General features: G+C 49.5%; 15 protein-coding genes. 7 read left to right on the forward strand and 8 right to left on the reverse strand.

Going from position 1 to position 14,886, the window contains the following annotated elements:
- Positions 1 to 41: 41 nt before the first annotated feature.
- Together P3T48_RS10505 and P3T48_RS10510 are read left to right on the forward strand one after the other, a co-directional pair.
- Positions 42 to 587: a 2-oxoacid:ferredoxin oxidoreductase subunit gamma family protein gene (locus P3T48_RS10505; protein ID WP_022251670.1), complete on the forward strand. Its 546-nt coding sequence runs from the start codon at positions 42 to 44 to the stop codon at positions 585 to 587.
- Between the two features lie 50 nt (positions 588 to 637).
- Positions 638 to 1,111, forward strand: a complete 474-nt coding sequence (locus P3T48_RS10510; protein WP_022251669.1) for a PaaI family thioesterase — start codon at positions 638 to 640, stop codon at positions 1,109 to 1,111.
- Positions 1,112 to 1,133: 22 nt separating this feature from the next.
- On the opposite strand, the gene P3T48_RS10515 is transcribed toward P3T48_RS10510, so the two are convergent.
- The 5 genes from P3T48_RS10515 to P3T48_RS10535 form a co-directional block, all read right to left on the reverse strand.
- Positions 1,134 to 1,772, reverse strand: a complete 639-nt coding sequence (locus P3T48_RS10515; RefSeq protein WP_276506649.1) for an HAD family hydrolase — start codon at positions 1,770 to 1,772, stop codon at positions 1,134 to 1,136.
- On the reverse strand, positions 1,769 to 2,806 hold the full coding sequence (locus P3T48_RS10520; RefSeq protein ID WP_276506650.1) for a glycerate kinase family protein: 1,038 nt from the start codon (positions 2,804 to 2,806) through the stop codon (positions 1,769 to 1,771). The genes P3T48_RS10515 and P3T48_RS10520 overlap by 4 nt, the downstream gene beginning before the upstream one ends.
- 40 nt (positions 2,807 to 2,846) lie before the next feature.
- Positions 2,847 to 4,145, reverse strand: a complete 1,299-nt coding sequence (locus P3T48_RS10525) for a M18 family aminopeptidase (RefSeq protein ID WP_276506651.1) — start codon at positions 4,143 to 4,145, stop codon at positions 2,847 to 2,849.
- Positions 4,146 to 4,670: 525 nt separating this feature from the next.
- Positions 4,671 to 5,024, reverse strand: a complete 354-nt coding sequence (locus P3T48_RS10530; RefSeq protein WP_276506652.1) for an addiction module toxin RelE — start codon at positions 5,022 to 5,024, stop codon at positions 4,671 to 4,673.
- Complete coding sequence (locus P3T48_RS10535; protein ID WP_228114114.1) at positions 5,014 to 5,211, reverse strand: prevent-host-death family protein; 198 nt, start codon at positions 5,209 to 5,211, stop codon at positions 5,014 to 5,016. Before P3T48_RS10535 ends, P3T48_RS10530 begins: the two co-directional genes overlap by 11 nt.
- Positions 5,212 to 5,747: 536 nt before the next feature.
- Here P3T48_RS10535 and P3T48_RS10540 point away from each other — a divergent pair.
- From P3T48_RS10540 to P3T48_RS10560, 5 genes are all read left to right on the forward strand, one after another.
- On the forward strand, positions 5,748 to 5,870 hold the full coding sequence (locus tag P3T48_RS10540) for a hypothetical protein (protein ID WP_262898450.1): 123 nt from the start codon (positions 5,748 to 5,750) through the stop codon (positions 5,868 to 5,870).
- A 114-nt stretch (positions 5,871 to 5,984) separates the two neighbouring features.
- Positions 5,985 to 6,425 carry an Hsp20/alpha crystallin family protein gene (locus tag P3T48_RS10545; protein ID WP_158463234.1) on the forward strand — a complete coding sequence of 147 codons (441 nt, stop codon included), beginning with the start codon at positions 5,985 to 5,987 and terminating at the stop codon, positions 6,423 to 6,425.
- 230 nt (positions 6,426 to 6,655) lie between these two features.
- Positions 6,656 to 8,593 carry a heavy metal translocating P-type ATPase gene (locus tag P3T48_RS10550; RefSeq protein WP_276506653.1) on the forward strand — a complete coding sequence of 646 codons (1,938 nt, stop codon included), beginning with the start codon at positions 6,656 to 6,658 and terminating at the stop codon, positions 8,591 to 8,593.
- A gap of 175 nt (positions 8,594 to 8,768) precedes the next feature.
- Positions 8,769 to 9,485, forward strand: a complete 717-nt coding sequence (locus P3T48_RS10555; protein WP_022251493.1) for an IspD/TarI family cytidylyltransferase — start codon at positions 8,769 to 8,771, stop codon at positions 9,483 to 9,485.
- Between the two features lie 69 nt (positions 9,486 to 9,554).
- The gene (locus P3T48_RS10560; protein WP_276506654.1) at positions 9,555 to 10,619 is read left to right on the forward strand and encodes an NAD-dependent epimerase/dehydratase family protein; all 1,065 of its coding nucleotides are present in this window, start codon (positions 9,555 to 9,557) and stop codon (positions 10,617 to 10,619) included.
- Here P3T48_RS10560 and P3T48_RS10565 read toward each other — a convergent pair.
- The 3 genes from P3T48_RS10565 to P3T48_RS10575 are packed head-to-tail and all read right to left on the reverse strand — an operon-like array spanning position 10,614 to position 14,856.
- Positions 10,614 to 11,486, reverse strand: coding sequence for a LicD family protein (locus P3T48_RS10565; RefSeq protein WP_276506655.1), 873 nt, complete (start codon positions 11,484 to 11,486; stop codon positions 10,614 to 10,616). The two genes, P3T48_RS10560 and P3T48_RS10565, sit on opposite strands and share 6 nt — an antisense overlap.
- A 36-nt stretch (positions 11,487 to 11,522) precedes the next feature.
- Entirely contained in the window at positions 11,523 to 12,512 is a 990-nt protein-coding gene (locus tag P3T48_RS10570; RefSeq protein ID WP_276506656.1) for a pectinesterase family protein, read from the reverse strand.
- 55 nt (positions 12,513 to 12,567) lie between these two features.
- On the reverse strand, positions 12,568 to 14,856 hold the full coding sequence (locus tag P3T48_RS10575) for a RelA/SpoT family protein (protein WP_276506657.1): 2,289 nt from the start codon (positions 14,854 to 14,856) through the stop codon (positions 12,568 to 12,570).
- Between the last annotated feature and the right edge of the window lie 30 nt (positions 14,857 to 14,886).

Raw genomic sequence — 14,886 nt, forward strand, 5'->3', positions numbered from 1 at the left:
TGAAAAATTCATTTGCTCTTCCCTAAAACAAATAGAAACAAATGAAGACAGAAATCATTATATCCGGTTTTGGTGGACAGGGCGTCCTCTCTATGGGAAAGATCCTGGCCTACTCAGGACTGATGGAGGATAAGGAGGTTACGTGGATGCCAGCCTATGGACCCGAGCAGCGAGGCGGTACAGCCAACGTGACAGTCATCGTGAGCGATGAGCGAATTTCATCGCCTATCCTCAGCCATTATGATGTGGCCATCGTGCTCAACCAGCCGTCGCTCGATAAGTTTGAGCCCAAGGTGAAGGCTGGAGGGATCCTTATTTATGACGGCTATGGAGTCATCAATCCGCCACAGCGCAAGGACATTACCGTCTATCGCATTGATGCCATGGACAAGGCTGCCGAGATGAAGAACTCCAAGGTGTTCAACATGATTGTACTTGGCGGACTGCTCAAGGTTTGTCCGGTAGTAAGCACCGACGGACTGAACAAGGCTCTCTACAAGTCGTTGCCTGAGCGTCATCACGCCATGATACCGCTCAACATGCAGGCTGTGGAAGAAGGAATGAAGATCATCGAAAAACAAGATTAATTTTTTGAGGAGTTAAAGGAGTTAAGAAGTTAAGGAGTTTTTTTAGAGTCATGAAGAAGATATTGAATCCTTATTTAGGCAAACCGGAGTACAACTGTGTATGTTGTGCTCCAGGCAATCCTGTGGGATTGCATCTCGAGTTTTGGGAAGATGGCGATGATGTGCTCACTGTCTGGACTCCAGGTGTTAACTATCAGGGATGGGTGAACACCCTTCACGGAGGCATCATCGGAATGCTGATGGACGAAGTGGCAGGATGGGTAATCAACCGTAAGCTTCAGACTACAGGCGTGACGATGCAGCTCAATGTGAAATATAAGAAGCCTGTTCTTACCTCAGATACTCAAATTACGGTTCGTGGACATTTAGCCAGCCAGCGTCGTAACATAGCCACCATTCATCTTACCCTTGAAAATTCAGCAGGCGAGATTTGCGACGAGGGCGAAGCCGTTTACTTTACTTTTGGTCCGGATAAAGCCAGGGAAATGGGATTCAATGGCTGCAAGGTGGAAGGAGAAGGGTAATATACGAAAGTGGACTCAATATTTAAAAATCCAATTTCTGCAGCAATTCTGCGAAATCGTCGATGATCCAGTCGGCTGAGGCAAGTTGCTCGCGGGTTCCGTTGCCATAAGTCACGGCGCATGCCTTGCAACCAGCGTTGTGCGCCATGTCCACATCGAATGTCATGTCGCCAACGACCAAGGCTTCTTCTATTTCTCCATTCATCTCTTTCAGAGCCCGCCACACCATGTCGGGGGCAGGCTTCACATGCTCCACATCATCGCCCGCCACTATAGAGGTGAAGATGTTGTCGAGCGCCATCTGCCTGACATAGCCGTCGAGCGAACAATGGTTGCGGCTGCTTGCCACGCCCAGTACGAAGCCACGTTGATGCAGTTTACGGAGCGTTTCTATCACATGAGGGAAAGGCTCGACAATCATGATTTCCTTGTTCTTCATGAATATCTCGCGATAAGTGGCAGCACAGGCTTCACCCTCTTCGGCACTCATGCCAAAGAGTGCCACAAATGCCTCGTCGAGCCGAAGTCCGATCGTTTTGGCGCAAGCCTCGTCCGACTTCACCTTGAGTCCTCTTTCCCGCATCGTGTCCTGCAGGGTCTTTACTATCAGCCGTTGTGAGTCGCCGATAGTTCCGTCAAAATCAAAAATGATGTATTTCATTGTTTCTCTTCCATTATGATCGCTTTTATCATGTTGTTGCGTGCCACATCAGGCTTCAATGCCACATCCAAAGGCATGTTGTCCGGAGTAACCTGAATCACTCTGTCGAAACCGGCATCCAGCATCGCCTGCCTGTCGCTCACGCCACCCGATACAAGCCAGATTTTCTGATTGGTAACATGCGCAAGGATTCTTTGTGGCAGTTTCCCCATCAAGGTCTGCCGGTCGCTATGTCCTTCGCCTGTAATCACAAGGTCAGCATTCTGAATCAAGGCGTCAAACCCAATTTTCTCTAAAAGAAGCTCAGCCCCAGGACGAGCCTTGGCATTGAAATATTGCAGGAAGGCGTAGCCCAAACCACCGGCAGCACCAGCTCCCGGAGCCTCACTCCTGTCATAACCGAAATGCTTGGCGCTCACCTCGGCAAACTTCCGGGCACGGGCATCCAGCATTTCCACCATCTTAGAGTCTGCTCCCTTTTGAGGAGCAAAGACATGAGCTGCGCCGTTCTCGCCGCAAAGAGGATTGGTAACGTCTGAAGCCAGCACAAAGCTGCATTCCCTGCGTATCGTCTTCCAGTCGTCGCCCATAGCCTTGAGCATTCCTATACCGCAATCGGAAGTGGCACTTCCGCCCAATCCCACGATGAAATGGGTCACGCCCCGGCGATAGGCATTCACGATCATCTCGCCCACACCCCAGGACGTAGCCTTCATCGGGTTGCGCTGTTCGGACTCTATCAAAGCCAGACCTGCTGTCTGCGCAATCTCGATAATAGCAGTATTGTCCACTATTCCGTACTCAGCCTCCGTCCATCGCATCAGGGCATCATGAGCATGAATCCTCACCCGTTCACCCTTCATTGCCGAGAGAAAGGCATCGAGCATTCCCTCGCCCCCATCACTCATTTCGAGGGTTATGATTTCGGGAGCCGACAAAGCTCCTGCTATTGTGTCATTCACCTCCCTGCTCTTAAGGCAATCCTTATAAGAGTCGCATGCTATGACAATCTTCCGATATCCACTTCTCATCATATCTTTGTTGATACAATTGAATGCCTTTCATCGTGTCATGTTATTCCTGGTAGAACTGTGTGAACACCTTGACGCAGAACTCATGGTCGGCAGTGCTTCCTGTCTCGCGGCAGCTGTGCATGGCAAGGATGGCATTTCCCATGTCGACACCGCGCAGCGGAATGGAAGAGGCAAGGATGTTGCCCAGTGTGCTTCCACCTGCCACATCACTGTGGTTCACAAAGCGCTGGCAAGGCACACCTGCCTTCTTGCACAGGCCGGCAAAGACCGATGCAGAATAAGCGTCGCTGGCATACTTCTGGGCAGCATTAAACTTGATGACCGGTCCGCCTCCCAGCATAGGATGGTTGGTAGGGTCGTATTTCTCGGAGTAGTTGGGATGCCATGCATGGGCATTGTCTGCCGAAATCATGAAGGCACGCTCCACAGCCTGATAATAAGCCTCCTCGGTTCCGCCCTGAGCCAGGGCGATGCGCTTGAGCATGTAGGAGAGGAAAGGACTTCCGGCTCCCTGCTTGGTCTGCGAGCCCGTCTCCTCATTGTCGAAGATGGCAAGCACCTGTGTGGTGTCGGTGGGTTGTGAAGCCAACAGCGCCTCAAGTCCGGCAAAGCACATAGACAAGTCGTCGAGTCTTCCCGAAGAGATCAACTCATTGTGCGCGCCAAAGGTACAGGCAGGAGTGGCATCAGCCAGATAGAGGTCGAAGTCGAGAATGTCCTCGCGAGCCACGGTCTGCTGTTTGTTCAGTTCCTCGAGGATGATGTTCATCAGCAGGTTGCCTTTCTCCAGCTCGTCGTTGATGATTCCCAGGATAGGAAGCACATCTTTCTGTCGGCTCAGCTTCACCCCGTCGTTCACCTGTCTGTTGAAGTGAATGGCCAGGTTGCTTATCTGCAGCAATGGTCTCTTCACGTGCAGCAGGAGGGTAGTGGGGGTCATCACGTCCTTGCTCTTTACGATGACTCTTCCAGCGAGGGTGAGCGGACGGTCGAACCATGTCGACATGATGGGACCTCCGTACACCTCAGTGTTGAGCTTCACGATACCTCCCTCGCAGTCTATCTCTGCATGAGGCTTGATGCGGAATGTGGGTGAGTCGCAATGGGCACAAATCATGTGGAATCCCGTTTCAGCCAGGGCTTTTCTGCCTATCTGGAAGGCATAGATAGAGGAATCGTTCTTGGTGACAAAAAACTTGTCGCCGGCCTTTACCATGCCTAAGGCCTCGGTAGTGTCAATGCGGCGATAACCATGTTGCTGCAACTCTTCGGTAAGGTTCTTGACAGCCAGGAAATTGACTGGCGAAGCGTCGAGAAATGACAATAATCTCTTGATCATGTTTTATTTTGTTTTCGTTAATTCTATCTTGGGTTAATATGTATACCTTATTAATTATACTGCAAATTTACAATAAATACCCCACAAAACAACCTAATGGGCGAAAAAGAATTCCTTTATAACATTTATTAAGTTGGAGGTCGACCATTTTTTGATGTGTACGGTTGGCACGCCCTGGGCCGCACCTTCCGCCTCACCAAGGGCGACTTGACAGCAGAGGTGACAAGCAACTCTGGTGAAAAGTGACAGGAAAATCTAATACAATCAGGCTCACTCCATAAGGGGTGTGCCTGATTATTTTGTATTGTGGTCAAAGTGGTCATGGTCAAAGTGGTCAAACTCTACTTTTGATGACCTTTCGCAAGATTTAATCATTAGTCATTAGTCATTTTCGATTTTAAAGTTACTGCTTTTGCAAATAGAACAAAGATAAATCTTTAAATCACAACTATTTAATGATTTCTCTTGCATATACGACAAGAAGCTGTTGGAATTCATTAGAGTCCAACAGCTTCATTATAGATTCTATTCAAGATCAAATCCCATGTCTCGCACAAGTTGCTTGACAACATTGACTTTGACTGTTGAAGCATCCTCTTTATCATAGAGAAGAAGAAAAACCACATGACCATTTTCTATATCTGTAAGGATATTGAAAGTAATGACCCTTGCTCCACCAGATTTTCCTTTGCCTTTAGCTTTGATAGCCATACGGATTTTGCGTATGTTTTTTGTAATCTCATCGCCTTGCAGGGGATTATTCTTAATGCTTAAAAGAAAATCCTTATAGTCTTGTTTAAAACTTGGATATTTCTTAGCGAGACGTTTTGCTTCTTTTGCAAAGTCGTCAGAAACCGATATTGTAATATTACAACTCATCGAGCAAACTTTCAGCAGATTGAAGTTTACGCTTTCCTGCAATGGCTTCTTTTACCTCCGTCAAAGCGTTTCTGAGTTCTTTCATCAAGTCGCGCGGTGCGTCAATGGTATTGCTTCCGTCATCGGGGAAGATGCGGAAATTGCCAGCACGCGATTTTAGGACTACGTGCTCTCCTGCTTTTGCCAAATTCAGATACTTTGTCTGATTAGTGCGAAAGTCTCTTGTGCTAACTACAACCATCATTCAATATATTTGTTTATGATGTAAAGATTATGCAAACGAGCGCAATGAAAACTTGTTTTCAGATTGCCGAGTGCAGCATTATCTTTTGCAAAGATAATGCAAATCGAATGCAGAATATCAAGCTTGCTTGAATATTATGCTGAGATGCAGCTTATCTTCTGCAAAGATACACTTTTTTATTGAAACAACAATTAATTGGTAGCCAATTAACATTATTTGGTAACCAAATTGACAGGAAGTCCTGTTAGATGTTCTGAAAACAGATACAGAAATCACTCGTTAAATTTTTAATACAAAGCTCTTATATTCAACGTTTTAAGTTCTGTGTAAAACTGTGACATCTGCGTGACTTTTCTGAGTGTATAGGATTTGACTTATGACTCACCGGTTCAAAGTCATTTGTTTTATCACCTTATACTTTGCCGACAGCTTTGTCAGCAAAGTATAATTATTTTAAGCTTTGCTGACACGTTTGGCATTTGCCTGCGACAGAACTGGCAACAAAAGGACTGCATCGTGAACTGGCACGTATCTTGCACTATCCATCCGTGAAAGCGGAAAGCTACAAGACGATGACAATCAATGAGTTGGCTGAGTCTTGAGGCTCGAGGCAATCAAACAAAAGTGAATAATAAACAAAAGTATAACAAATAGAAATCCCGACGGAATCGCAAGACACCGAGAGGACGAGTAAAAGAAAATTGGAGGTTTTAATTATGTTATTAGCTCGTAGAAATAATGATTCTAATTGGTTGAGTAATTGGTTTGATGACACTTTCTTTGATACCGACTTGATGCCACGCGTAAATGTCGCTACAGCTCCTGCCACCAATATCAAGATGAACGATAAAGTCTACACCATGGAGGTTGCTGCTCCTGGCTTGAAGAAAGAATGGGTTCGCATCAATCTCGACAATGACGGCAATCTCTGCATCGCCATTGAGAACAAGATGGAACATAAGGATGAAGACAAGCACGAGCACTATCTGCGTCGTGAGTTCTCTTACAGCAACTACCAGCAGTGTTACACCTTGCCTGAGGATGCCGACCGTGAGCATATTTCAGCAAAGGTAACTGACGGTGTTCTTGAGGTTGAGATTCCAAAGCTTACTCCTAAAGAAGAGGCTAAGACAACCAAGAAGATCGAAGTAAAGTAATGTGAATTTTCATAAGTTGATGATTTTACATAAATGATCAGGGCAGATTCCAAGTGGGTTTGGAGTCTGCCCTTTTTGCATTAGATAAGATGACACATTCTCCTAATTTATTCTAATAAAATATTACATATTGTTAGCATCACGAATTATTTTTGTACTTTTGTAAAGCGAAAAGCTTGTGGGCATTAGTGCTCACACTATAAGTATCTTACGCATTTAAAAAGACAAAAATGAAGAAAACAATTCCAGTAATAGGCATGGCTTGCAGCGTATGCTCTGCCAATGTTGAAAAGAAACTACAGTCGCTAAAAGGCATCAACTCCGCCTCGGTTTCCCTGGCGAGCCGAACTGCCCTGGTAGATTATAACCCCGACATCATCTCCCTGGAAGATATGAAACGGGAAATCAGCAACGCCGGCTACGACCTCGTCATCGAAAACGACAGAAGCGTGGAGGAAATCAACCGCCGCGAGTTCACCCTCCTGCGCCGCCGAACCCTTGCTTCATGGCTCTTCGCCATCCTGACGATGTGTTTCTCCATTGGATGGATTTCCCATACCGGTTCCTTCGCCAACCAGATTTGTCTGCTCCTGACACTCGCCAACCTACTCTATTGTGGCAAACAGTTTTATGTTTCCGCCTGGAAGCAGCTCCTGCATCATACGGCAAACATGGATTCACTCGTGGCGCTCAGCACCCTCATCGCCTTCCTTTTCAGCACCTTCAACACCTTCTTCGGAGAAATGGTCTGGGGAGCGAGAGGCATAGAATGGCACACTTATTTCGATGCTTCCGTGATGATTATCACCTTCGTGCTGACCGGCAGATGCCTGGAAGAAAAGGCGAAGGACAGTACGGCGAGCAGCATCCGACAGCTGATGGGCATGCAGCCGAAGACCGCCCGACTGGTGACTCGCGAGAAGATGGAAGGCACCAATGACTACAAGATGGAGGAAGTGCCGATTTCCACCATTCAGATAGGCGACATGATAGAGGTAAGAGCCGGCGAGAAGATTCCAGTGGATGGCGTGGTGACCCAGGCTGAGAGTTTCATGACTGCCGATGCTGCCTATGTGGATGAGGCGATGATAAGCGGCGAACCGACTCCGGCGATGAAAAAGGCTGGCGACAATGTGCTGGCTGGCACTATTCCGAGCCAGGGAAAGCTTCGCATGAGAGCCAAGCAGATTGGCGAGAACACCGCCCTGGCGCACATCATCCGAATGGTTCAGGAAGCACAGGGCAGTAAGGCACCGGTGCAGCGCATCGTAGACAAGGCTGCCGTGGTGTTTGTGCCTGTAGTGGCAGCGATAGCTTTCTTTACCTTCCTGGTGTGGTTGATTGTGGGTGGCAACGGGGCGCTGCCGCAAGCCATCCTGTCGGCTGTTGCCGTTTTGGTGATTGCCTGTCCATGTGCCATGGGACTGGCCACTCCCACGGCCTTGATGGTAGGTATAGGAAAGGCGGCTCAGAAGCAAATCCTCATCAAGGACGCATCGGCTTTGGAGAATCTCAGAAAGGTGGATGCACTTGTAATCGACAAGACGGGAACGCTTACTATTCCCAATCCCAATATTGATTTCACCCGACAAGACCAACTGTCTCTGCAGGAGCGTGAATCGCTCAAACCCCATGCCAAGGAAGCGATGACGGCACTTCGGCAGGAAGGCATCGAGGTGTACATGATGAGTGGCGACAAGGAGGAGGCTGCCCGTTACTGGGCGCAGGAAGCAGGCATCGGCAACTATCACAGCAAGGTGCTGCCTGGTGACAAACAGGCTTTGGTGAAGACGTTGCAGCAGCAAGGCAAGCGAGTGGCTATGGTGGGCGACGGCATCAACGACACGCAGGCTCTTGCCCTGGCAGATGTGAGCATCGCGATAGGGCGGGGAACGGATGTGGCGATGGATGTGGCTCAGATAACGCTCATGGGCGATGATCTCATGGCTCTTCCTAATGCTGTCGTGCTGAGCCGCAAGACTGTGGGCATGATTTGGCAGAATCTCTTCTGGGCTTTTGTCTACAACATCGTGTGCATTCCCCTGGCGGCAGGTGCGCTCCACATCTTTGGCATCGACTTCCAGATTACTCCGATGTGGGCAAGTGGACTTATGGCTTGCTCGAGTCTGAGTGTCGTGCTCAATTCACTAAGGCTGAGGTGGGTGTGAATCCGATTCCGTCCGTCGTTGGATGTGACAGCAGGCCGTGGATGAAGAAGAAATTGGCGAAATGATTGATAGTTTTTCGAGAAAAGGGGAATAGTTGTTTTATTTTTTGTATCTTTGCACCACGACAACATGCATGGTGCGTGTTTGTGTGAAACAAGATAAAAGAATTATTGATATGAACTATGCTCTTATTATAGCCGGCGGTTCTGGCAACAGAATGGGACAGGACATTCCCAAACAGTTTATGCACGTGGATAATTGTCCGATTATCATCCATACGATGATGGCATTTCAGAAGCATCCCGACATACAGGGAATCGCCGTGGTGTGCCTGGCAGGATGGGAAACGGTGCTGCAGTCGTACGCCAACCAGTTTTGTATTACGAAGCTGAAGTGGATTTTCCCTGGTGGAGCCAATGGGCAGGAGTCGATACACAATGGTATCTATGGCCTGAAAGAGGCTGGATGCAGCGACGATGACCTCGTGTTGGTGCATGATGCCGTGCGGCCTCTGCTCTCGCAGGATATTATCTCTTCCAACATCGCCATTTGCCAGAAGTATGGTTATGCGATTACGGGCATCAAGTGTCGTGAGGCTATCCTGGAGAGTGAGGACGGGTTTACGACAACGACAAGTATTCCGCGCGACAAGCTGATCCGTACGCAGACGCCTCAGACTTTCAGGCTGGGCAACTTGATAGCTGCGCACGAGGAGGCTAAGGCCAAAGGCATCGACAACTCGGTGGCATCGTGTACGCTGATGGCTGAGCTGGGTGGAAGAAAGATGCACATCGTGCCGGGATCGGAGAAGAATATCAAGATTACAACTGTAGAAGACCTTGAGATTCTCAAGGCCCTGATGAAGGTGCAGCCCGAGGGATGGATTAAGTAAGTTACTCAAGTTAACTCCTCAAAAGAGATAACTTCTTTAACTCCTCACTTTGCGAAAAATCATTTAGCAATGTCGGAAAAAACAATATACAGGAAAGATATAGACCGCCTCTTCGATGAGGGGCTCGACTTGAAGCGTCTCAATGGGAAGACGATTCTCGTAGTGGGTGCTACAGGACTGATTGGCAGTTGTGTGGTCGACGTGCTGATGCTGAATCCTGACAGAGGTTACAGGGTTGTGGCGGCAGGACGCAACAGGCTGCGTGCCAGAACGAAGTTTGCTGCTTACTGGGACGAGGCCGACTTTGGCTTTGTCGAGATGGATGTTACGCAGCCTATGGACGAACAGTGTGAGACTCATGGTCTGTCAGCGCAGGGTATAGACTTTGTCATCGATGCAGCAAGTAATGCGAGTCCCAACTTCTTCCGCGAGAAACCTGTGGAGGTGATGAAGGCGAATTTTGATGGTGTTGCTCATCTGATAGAGTTTGGCCTGCAGCATGGCATGAAGCGCATGGTGTACATCTCTTCGGGCGAGGTTTACGGCGAGGGCGACGGCAGCGAGTTTTCAGAGACAAGCAGCGGTTACGTGGACTGTGCATCGGTGAGGGCTTGTTATCCTTCGTCGAAGCGTGCAGCCGAGACGCTCTGTATGGCTTATGGGGCAGAGTATGGCGCTGATGTCGTTATAGCCAGGTTGAGCCATACTTACGGTCCTGGCTTTACGGAGAGCGACAACAGAGTGTATGCGCAGTTTATCCGCAACGTGTTGCGCGGTGAGGATATTGTGCTGAAGAGTCGTGGTGAGGCTTTCCGGTCGTGGCTTTACGTAGTGGATGCTGCCCATGCCATTTTGCGCCTCCTGCTCGACGGCGAGAGGGCAAATGCTTATAATGTGGCGCATTCGGAGTCGAATATATCTATCCGTGAGTTGGCTGAGTTGATAGCAAGGAAGGCTGACCGCAAGGTGGTATTCGACATTGCCGAAGACGACGTGATGAAGGGGAATACGACCCCAGTCACCAAGGCAACCTTCAATACCGATAAGCTGAAGGCATTGGGATGGAAACCGCTCTGGGATGTGGAGAGTGGTTTCGGGCACACGATAGAAGTTTCGTTTGCTCAGAAGTTATAGAAGTTTCTTTGAAATCTCCTGCCATGTCTCTCTTTTCTCCATGTTGAGATAATAGCGCAGGTGTTTCTCTACCCGTTGTTCTACTGGCGGCAACTGCATGTAGTTGCCGAAGAAGTGGTTGAGATACTTGTCGTATTCTGCAGGCAGAAGTACGGTGGTGTCTTCGAAGGGGAATGGTTTGCCGTTGCCAAGCCATGCCTTAGGGAAGATTTCGCGTTCATGATAGGAGCCTGTGTAAACCTGTACGTTCTGTGCTTTGTCGAAGTCGTAGAGATGACTCAGATGATCCATTTTCGCAATGAAATGTCTGCGCATGAGGTTGCGGAAGAAGAAGGCTGCCGTCTTGACGACAAAACGTCCCCAGGTCTTACGATGGGTGAGCAATGTCAGGTATTCGCCAAAGGTGTTTCGGGTGGAAATGGCGTTGAGGCAGTTGATGTGCTTCACATATTTGCGCTGCAGTGCCTTGGCCTGTTCCACATCGTCGGCAGTGGCATCAAGTGGGAAGATGTCGACGAAGAGTCCGATGATGCAAGGGCGCTCTTTCTCCTCGATGAGTGTGGTGTTCTTGTTGACCAGCTTGGAGAAATAGAGAGGGTAACGCTCGTTGTTGTAGGGCGTTACCACCTCGTAGTTGCCGAAGTCTTCGTGGCGTGCTATCTCAAGAAAGCGGTCGTAGTCGGGGCGTGGCATGATGACGTCGATGTCATCGTCCCAGGGTATCATACCATGATGGCGCACAGCCCCTATGGCTGTTCCTGCACAGCAGTAGTAGCGCAGGTTGTGTGTGTGGCAGATACTGATGAATGTCTTCAGTATGTCGAGTATGGCTGCGTTCCATTCTTTCTTGATATTCTTGATGTCCATTGTCTCTTGTATAGTTTATAGCGGTGGAAAACTTATTTACCAGCAGTCCTCACCAAAGACGTTGGCGATGGTGATGCGTGCGGCTTCCTTCTTGCTGAGCTGATGTGTCCAGGGTGCACGGGCTTTGGTTGAGGCGCCAGGACCATGGTTGCCGTACTCGAAGTAGCGGGCGGTCTTCTCGTTGCTTGCATTGCGCCAGTTGTCCCAGCCTACAGGACGGATATGGCTGCCCATTTCGCAGTCGATGAAGAGTGTGTAGGCGTATGGACGCCATGGACGGCCCAGATAAACCTGTGTGGCCTCGGGCGAGGCGGTGAGGCGGCACTTATGGAACACGTAGCCATACTGCTGACCGGCTGGTGTGGACGCGGCTGTGATATAGCTGTTGGACTTGCTGTGGATTTCGCAGTTCTCGAACCAGGCGATGGAAGGACCGAAGATGAAGTCTGTTGTTCCCTCGATGTAGCAGTCGTAGAAGGCGATGCGTGTGCCGGCAACGCCTGTATATACGGTGTCCTGATTGCCTAAGAGTCGGCAGTTCTGTACCAGGATGTGGTCGCCCTCAGTGTGCAGGGCTACAGCTTGTCCTAATCGTGCGGCATTGTTTTCGATAGTGATGTTCTTCAGGGTGATGTAGCTGCCCTGAACCTTCAGTGTGTAGGTGCGGAAAGTGCCGATGGGCTTGCCCTTGACAGCAGCCTCGGAGTCGAGTCCGCCTGTTGGCATCTTGATGTTGGCATGGTCGTCCCAGGTGATGATAGTCTGGTCGCGGTCTTCGCCACAGATGGTGATGTTGGTGAGCCATGATGGGATGATGAGTTTCTCCTTGTAAACGCCTTTCTTGACGTAGATGACCTTGGTGTAGTCCATGAAGGCACGGCACACCTCTATGGCTTCGTCGATGGTGCGGAACTCGCAGGTTCCGTCACGTGAAACGAAGAGTGTGTCGGGGTTGTCGTACTTGTTGGCTGCCAGCACTGGGAGGACTGCCAACGTGGTGAGGATAGACAGGATTAGTTTTTTCATTGTCGTTGTTTTTTGTAGGTTGATATTTGTTTTATAGTTTTTTCTGTCCTATGGTTTACAGGATGCGCTGTACATCCTGCAGGCCGTCGATGATCTTCAGATTATCCATGATCACCTTTACATCTTCGCGATCGTGAATTCTGATTTCGATGCAACCGTCGAAGATGCCATTGTCGCTGCTGATGGTGAGCTTGTGTATGTTGACATTGAGCTGGTCGCTGATGACACGGCTCACGTCGAGGAGCAATCCCTTGCGGTCGATGCCCTTTATCTCGATGGTGGCGTCAAAGTACATCAGCTTGTGCATCTGCCACTTGGCGTCGACGATACGGTTGCCATAGCTCGACTTGAGCTTGGCTGCCACAGAGCAGGAGCGCTTGTGTATCTCGATGCGGTTCTTGTTGTCGATGTAGCCCATGATGTCATCGCCAGGAATGGCATGGCAGCATGAGGGGAAGATGAACTGCGAGATGTTCTCCTCGGTGATGATGAGGGGTTTCTTCTTGTTGAAGTCCTTGCCCACCACCATGAGCTGTTGCGGCTTGTTGTCCTTTTCGTCAGCCTTTTTGTCCTTGCTCTTGCCGAGGAATGGGATATAGTTGCGCCAACTGCTTGAGCTCTTGTCTTTCTTGTTCTTGCCTTGCAGTTCGTCAAGATCTTTCTCGCCCAACAGAATGCAGTGGTCGCCCAATGCCTGGAAGAAGTTCTCGTGTTTCTGTATGTGGTGATAGTCGCAGAGCTTGTCGAGGATGGAGTTGTTGACCTCCAGACTGTTCTTCTTGAGCCATTCGTTCAGAATGTCCTCGCCCTTCTTCTGTATCTCGCGGTTGTCGCGTCGCAGTATGGCTTGAATCTTGCTCTTGGCCTTGGCTGTGCTCACGAAGTTGATCCATGAAGGCTGTACGTGCTGACTCTTGCTGGTGAGGATTTCTACCTGGTCGCCGCTTTGCAGTTTATGGCTCAGTGGCACCAGCTTATGGTTTACCTTTGCTCCGATGCAGTGGCTTCCTAAGAAGGTGTGTATCTGGAAGGCGAAGTCGAGGGCTGTACAGCCTGCTGGCATGGTCTTGATCTCGCCCTTAGGGGTGAAGACAAAGATCTCTGAGGCAAAGAGGTTGAGCTTGATGGCATCGAGAAAATCCATGGCGTCGGGCTGTGGATCGTCGAGGATTTCCTTGATGGTGCCCAACCATTCGTTGAGCTCGTTCTCGTCCTCTGTGTATTCAGCGTCTTCGCCTTCTTTGTATTTCCAGTGGGCAGCAAATCCCTGTTCGGCCACCTCGTCCATACGGTCGCTTCTTATTTGTACCTCTATCCAGCGTCCCTGCTTGCTCATGAGGGTGACGTGGAGTGCCTGATAGCCGTTGGCTTTAGGATGGTTGAGCCAGTCGCGCAGACGGTCGGGATGACTCTTGTATATCTGGCTGATGGCCACATAGATATTGAAGCATTCGTTGACCTCGTTGGCTCTTTCCTTGGGTGTGAAGATGATGCGGACGGCAAGGATGTCGTATATTTCGTCGAAGCTCACGTGCTTGTTCTGCATCTTGTTCCAAATGGAATAAGGGCTCTTTACACGTGCCTTGATCTTATACTGTATGCCCATCTTGTCGAGTTCCTCCCTGATGGGCTGTGTGAACTGCGAGAAGAGGGTGTCGCGTTGTGCCTCGGTGTCGGCAAGTTTGTGCTCGATGTTGGCGTATTCCTGTGGATGATCGTAGCGGAAGCTGAGGTCTTCGAGCTCGGTCTTTATTTTGTTAAGGCCCAGACGGTTGGCCAATGGAGCGTAGATGTAAAGTGTCTCGCCGGCTATCTTGTACTGCTTGTTGGCAGGCTGCGAGGCGAGTGTGCGCATGTTGTGCAGACGGTCGCAGATCTTGATAAGGATGACGCGGATGTCGTCGCTCATGGTGAGCAGCAGTTTCTTGAAGTTCTCGGCTTGTGCCGATGCTTTGTCACCAAAGATTCCACCGCTGATCTTGGTTAGTCCGTCTACAATCTGGGCTATCTTCTCTCCGAAGATGTTGGAGATGTCTTCTACTGTATAGTCGGTGTCTTCTACCACGTCGTGCAGGAGTGCGGCACAGATACTGGTGGATCCCAGTCCCATTTCCTCGCAGGCTATCTGAGCCACGGCGATAGGGTGCATGATGTAGGGTTCACCCGAGAGGCGACGTACGCCCTTGTGTGCCTGGCGTGCAAAGTTGAATGCTTTGGTGACAATGTCTACCTTCTTGCGGTGACGTGAAGCTACATAGGTGTCGAGCAGATGCTGGAATGCATCGCCAATGAGCTTGTTGTCGGCCTGTTCTCTCTCTAAGTCTTTAAGGTTCTGATCGTCCATAGTTCTTGCCTCCTGCGCTTTGTGTTAGTC

Origin of the sequence: Segatella intestinalis (assembly GCF_029348455.1) — a bacterium.
GTDB lineage: Bacteria > Bacteroidota > Bacteroidia > Bacteroidales > Bacteroidaceae > Prevotella.

Excerpts from the sequence above, each read along its gene's own strand:
- P3T48_RS10530 (WP_276506652.1), bottom strand. The coding sequence starts at position 5,024 with ATGAGTTGTAATATTACAATATCGGTTTCTGACGACTTTGCAAAAGAA.
- P3T48_RS10560 (WP_276506654.1), top strand. The coding sequence starts at position 9,555 with ATGTCGGAAAAAACAATATACAGGAAAGATATAGACCGCCTCTTCGAT.
- P3T48_RS10520 (WP_276506650.1), bottom strand. The coding sequence starts at position 2,806 with ATGATGAGAAGTGGATATCGGAAGATTGTCATAGCATGCGACTCTTAT.
- P3T48_RS10525 (WP_276506651.1), bottom strand. The coding sequence starts at position 4,145 with ATGATCAAGAGATTATTGTCATTTCTCGACGCTTCGCCAGTCAATTTC.
- P3T48_RS10505 (WP_022251670.1), top strand. The coding sequence starts at position 42 with ATGAAGACAGAAATCATTATATCCGGTTTTGGTGGACAGGGCGTCCTC.
- P3T48_RS10555 (WP_022251493.1), top strand. The coding sequence starts at position 8,769 with ATGAACTATGCTCTTATTATAGCCGGCGGTTCTGGCAACAGAATGGGA.
- P3T48_RS10515 (WP_276506649.1), bottom strand. The coding sequence starts at position 1,772 with ATGAAATACATCATTTTTGATTTTGACGGAACTATCGGCGACTCACAA.
- P3T48_RS10550 (WP_276506653.1), top strand. The coding sequence starts at position 6,656 with ATGAAGAAAACAATTCCAGTAATAGGCATGGCTTGCAGCGTATGCTCT.
- P3T48_RS10510 (WP_022251669.1), top strand. The coding sequence starts at position 638 with ATGAAGAAGATATTGAATCCTTATTTAGGCAAACCGGAGTACAACTGT.
- P3T48_RS10575 (WP_276506657.1), bottom strand. The coding sequence starts at position 14,856 with ATGGACGATCAGAACCTTAAAGACTTAGAGAGAGAACAGGCCGACAAC.
- P3T48_RS10565 (WP_276506655.1), bottom strand. The coding sequence starts at position 11,486 with ATGGACATCAAGAATATCAAGAAAGAATGGAACGCAGCCATACTCGAC.
- P3T48_RS10545 (WP_158463234.1), top strand. The coding sequence starts at position 5,985 with ATGTTATTAGCTCGTAGAAATAATGATTCTAATTGGTTGAGTAATTGG.
- P3T48_RS10570 (WP_276506656.1), bottom strand. The coding sequence starts at position 12,512 with ATGAAAAAACTAATCCTGTCTATCCTCACCACGTTGGCAGTCCTCCCA.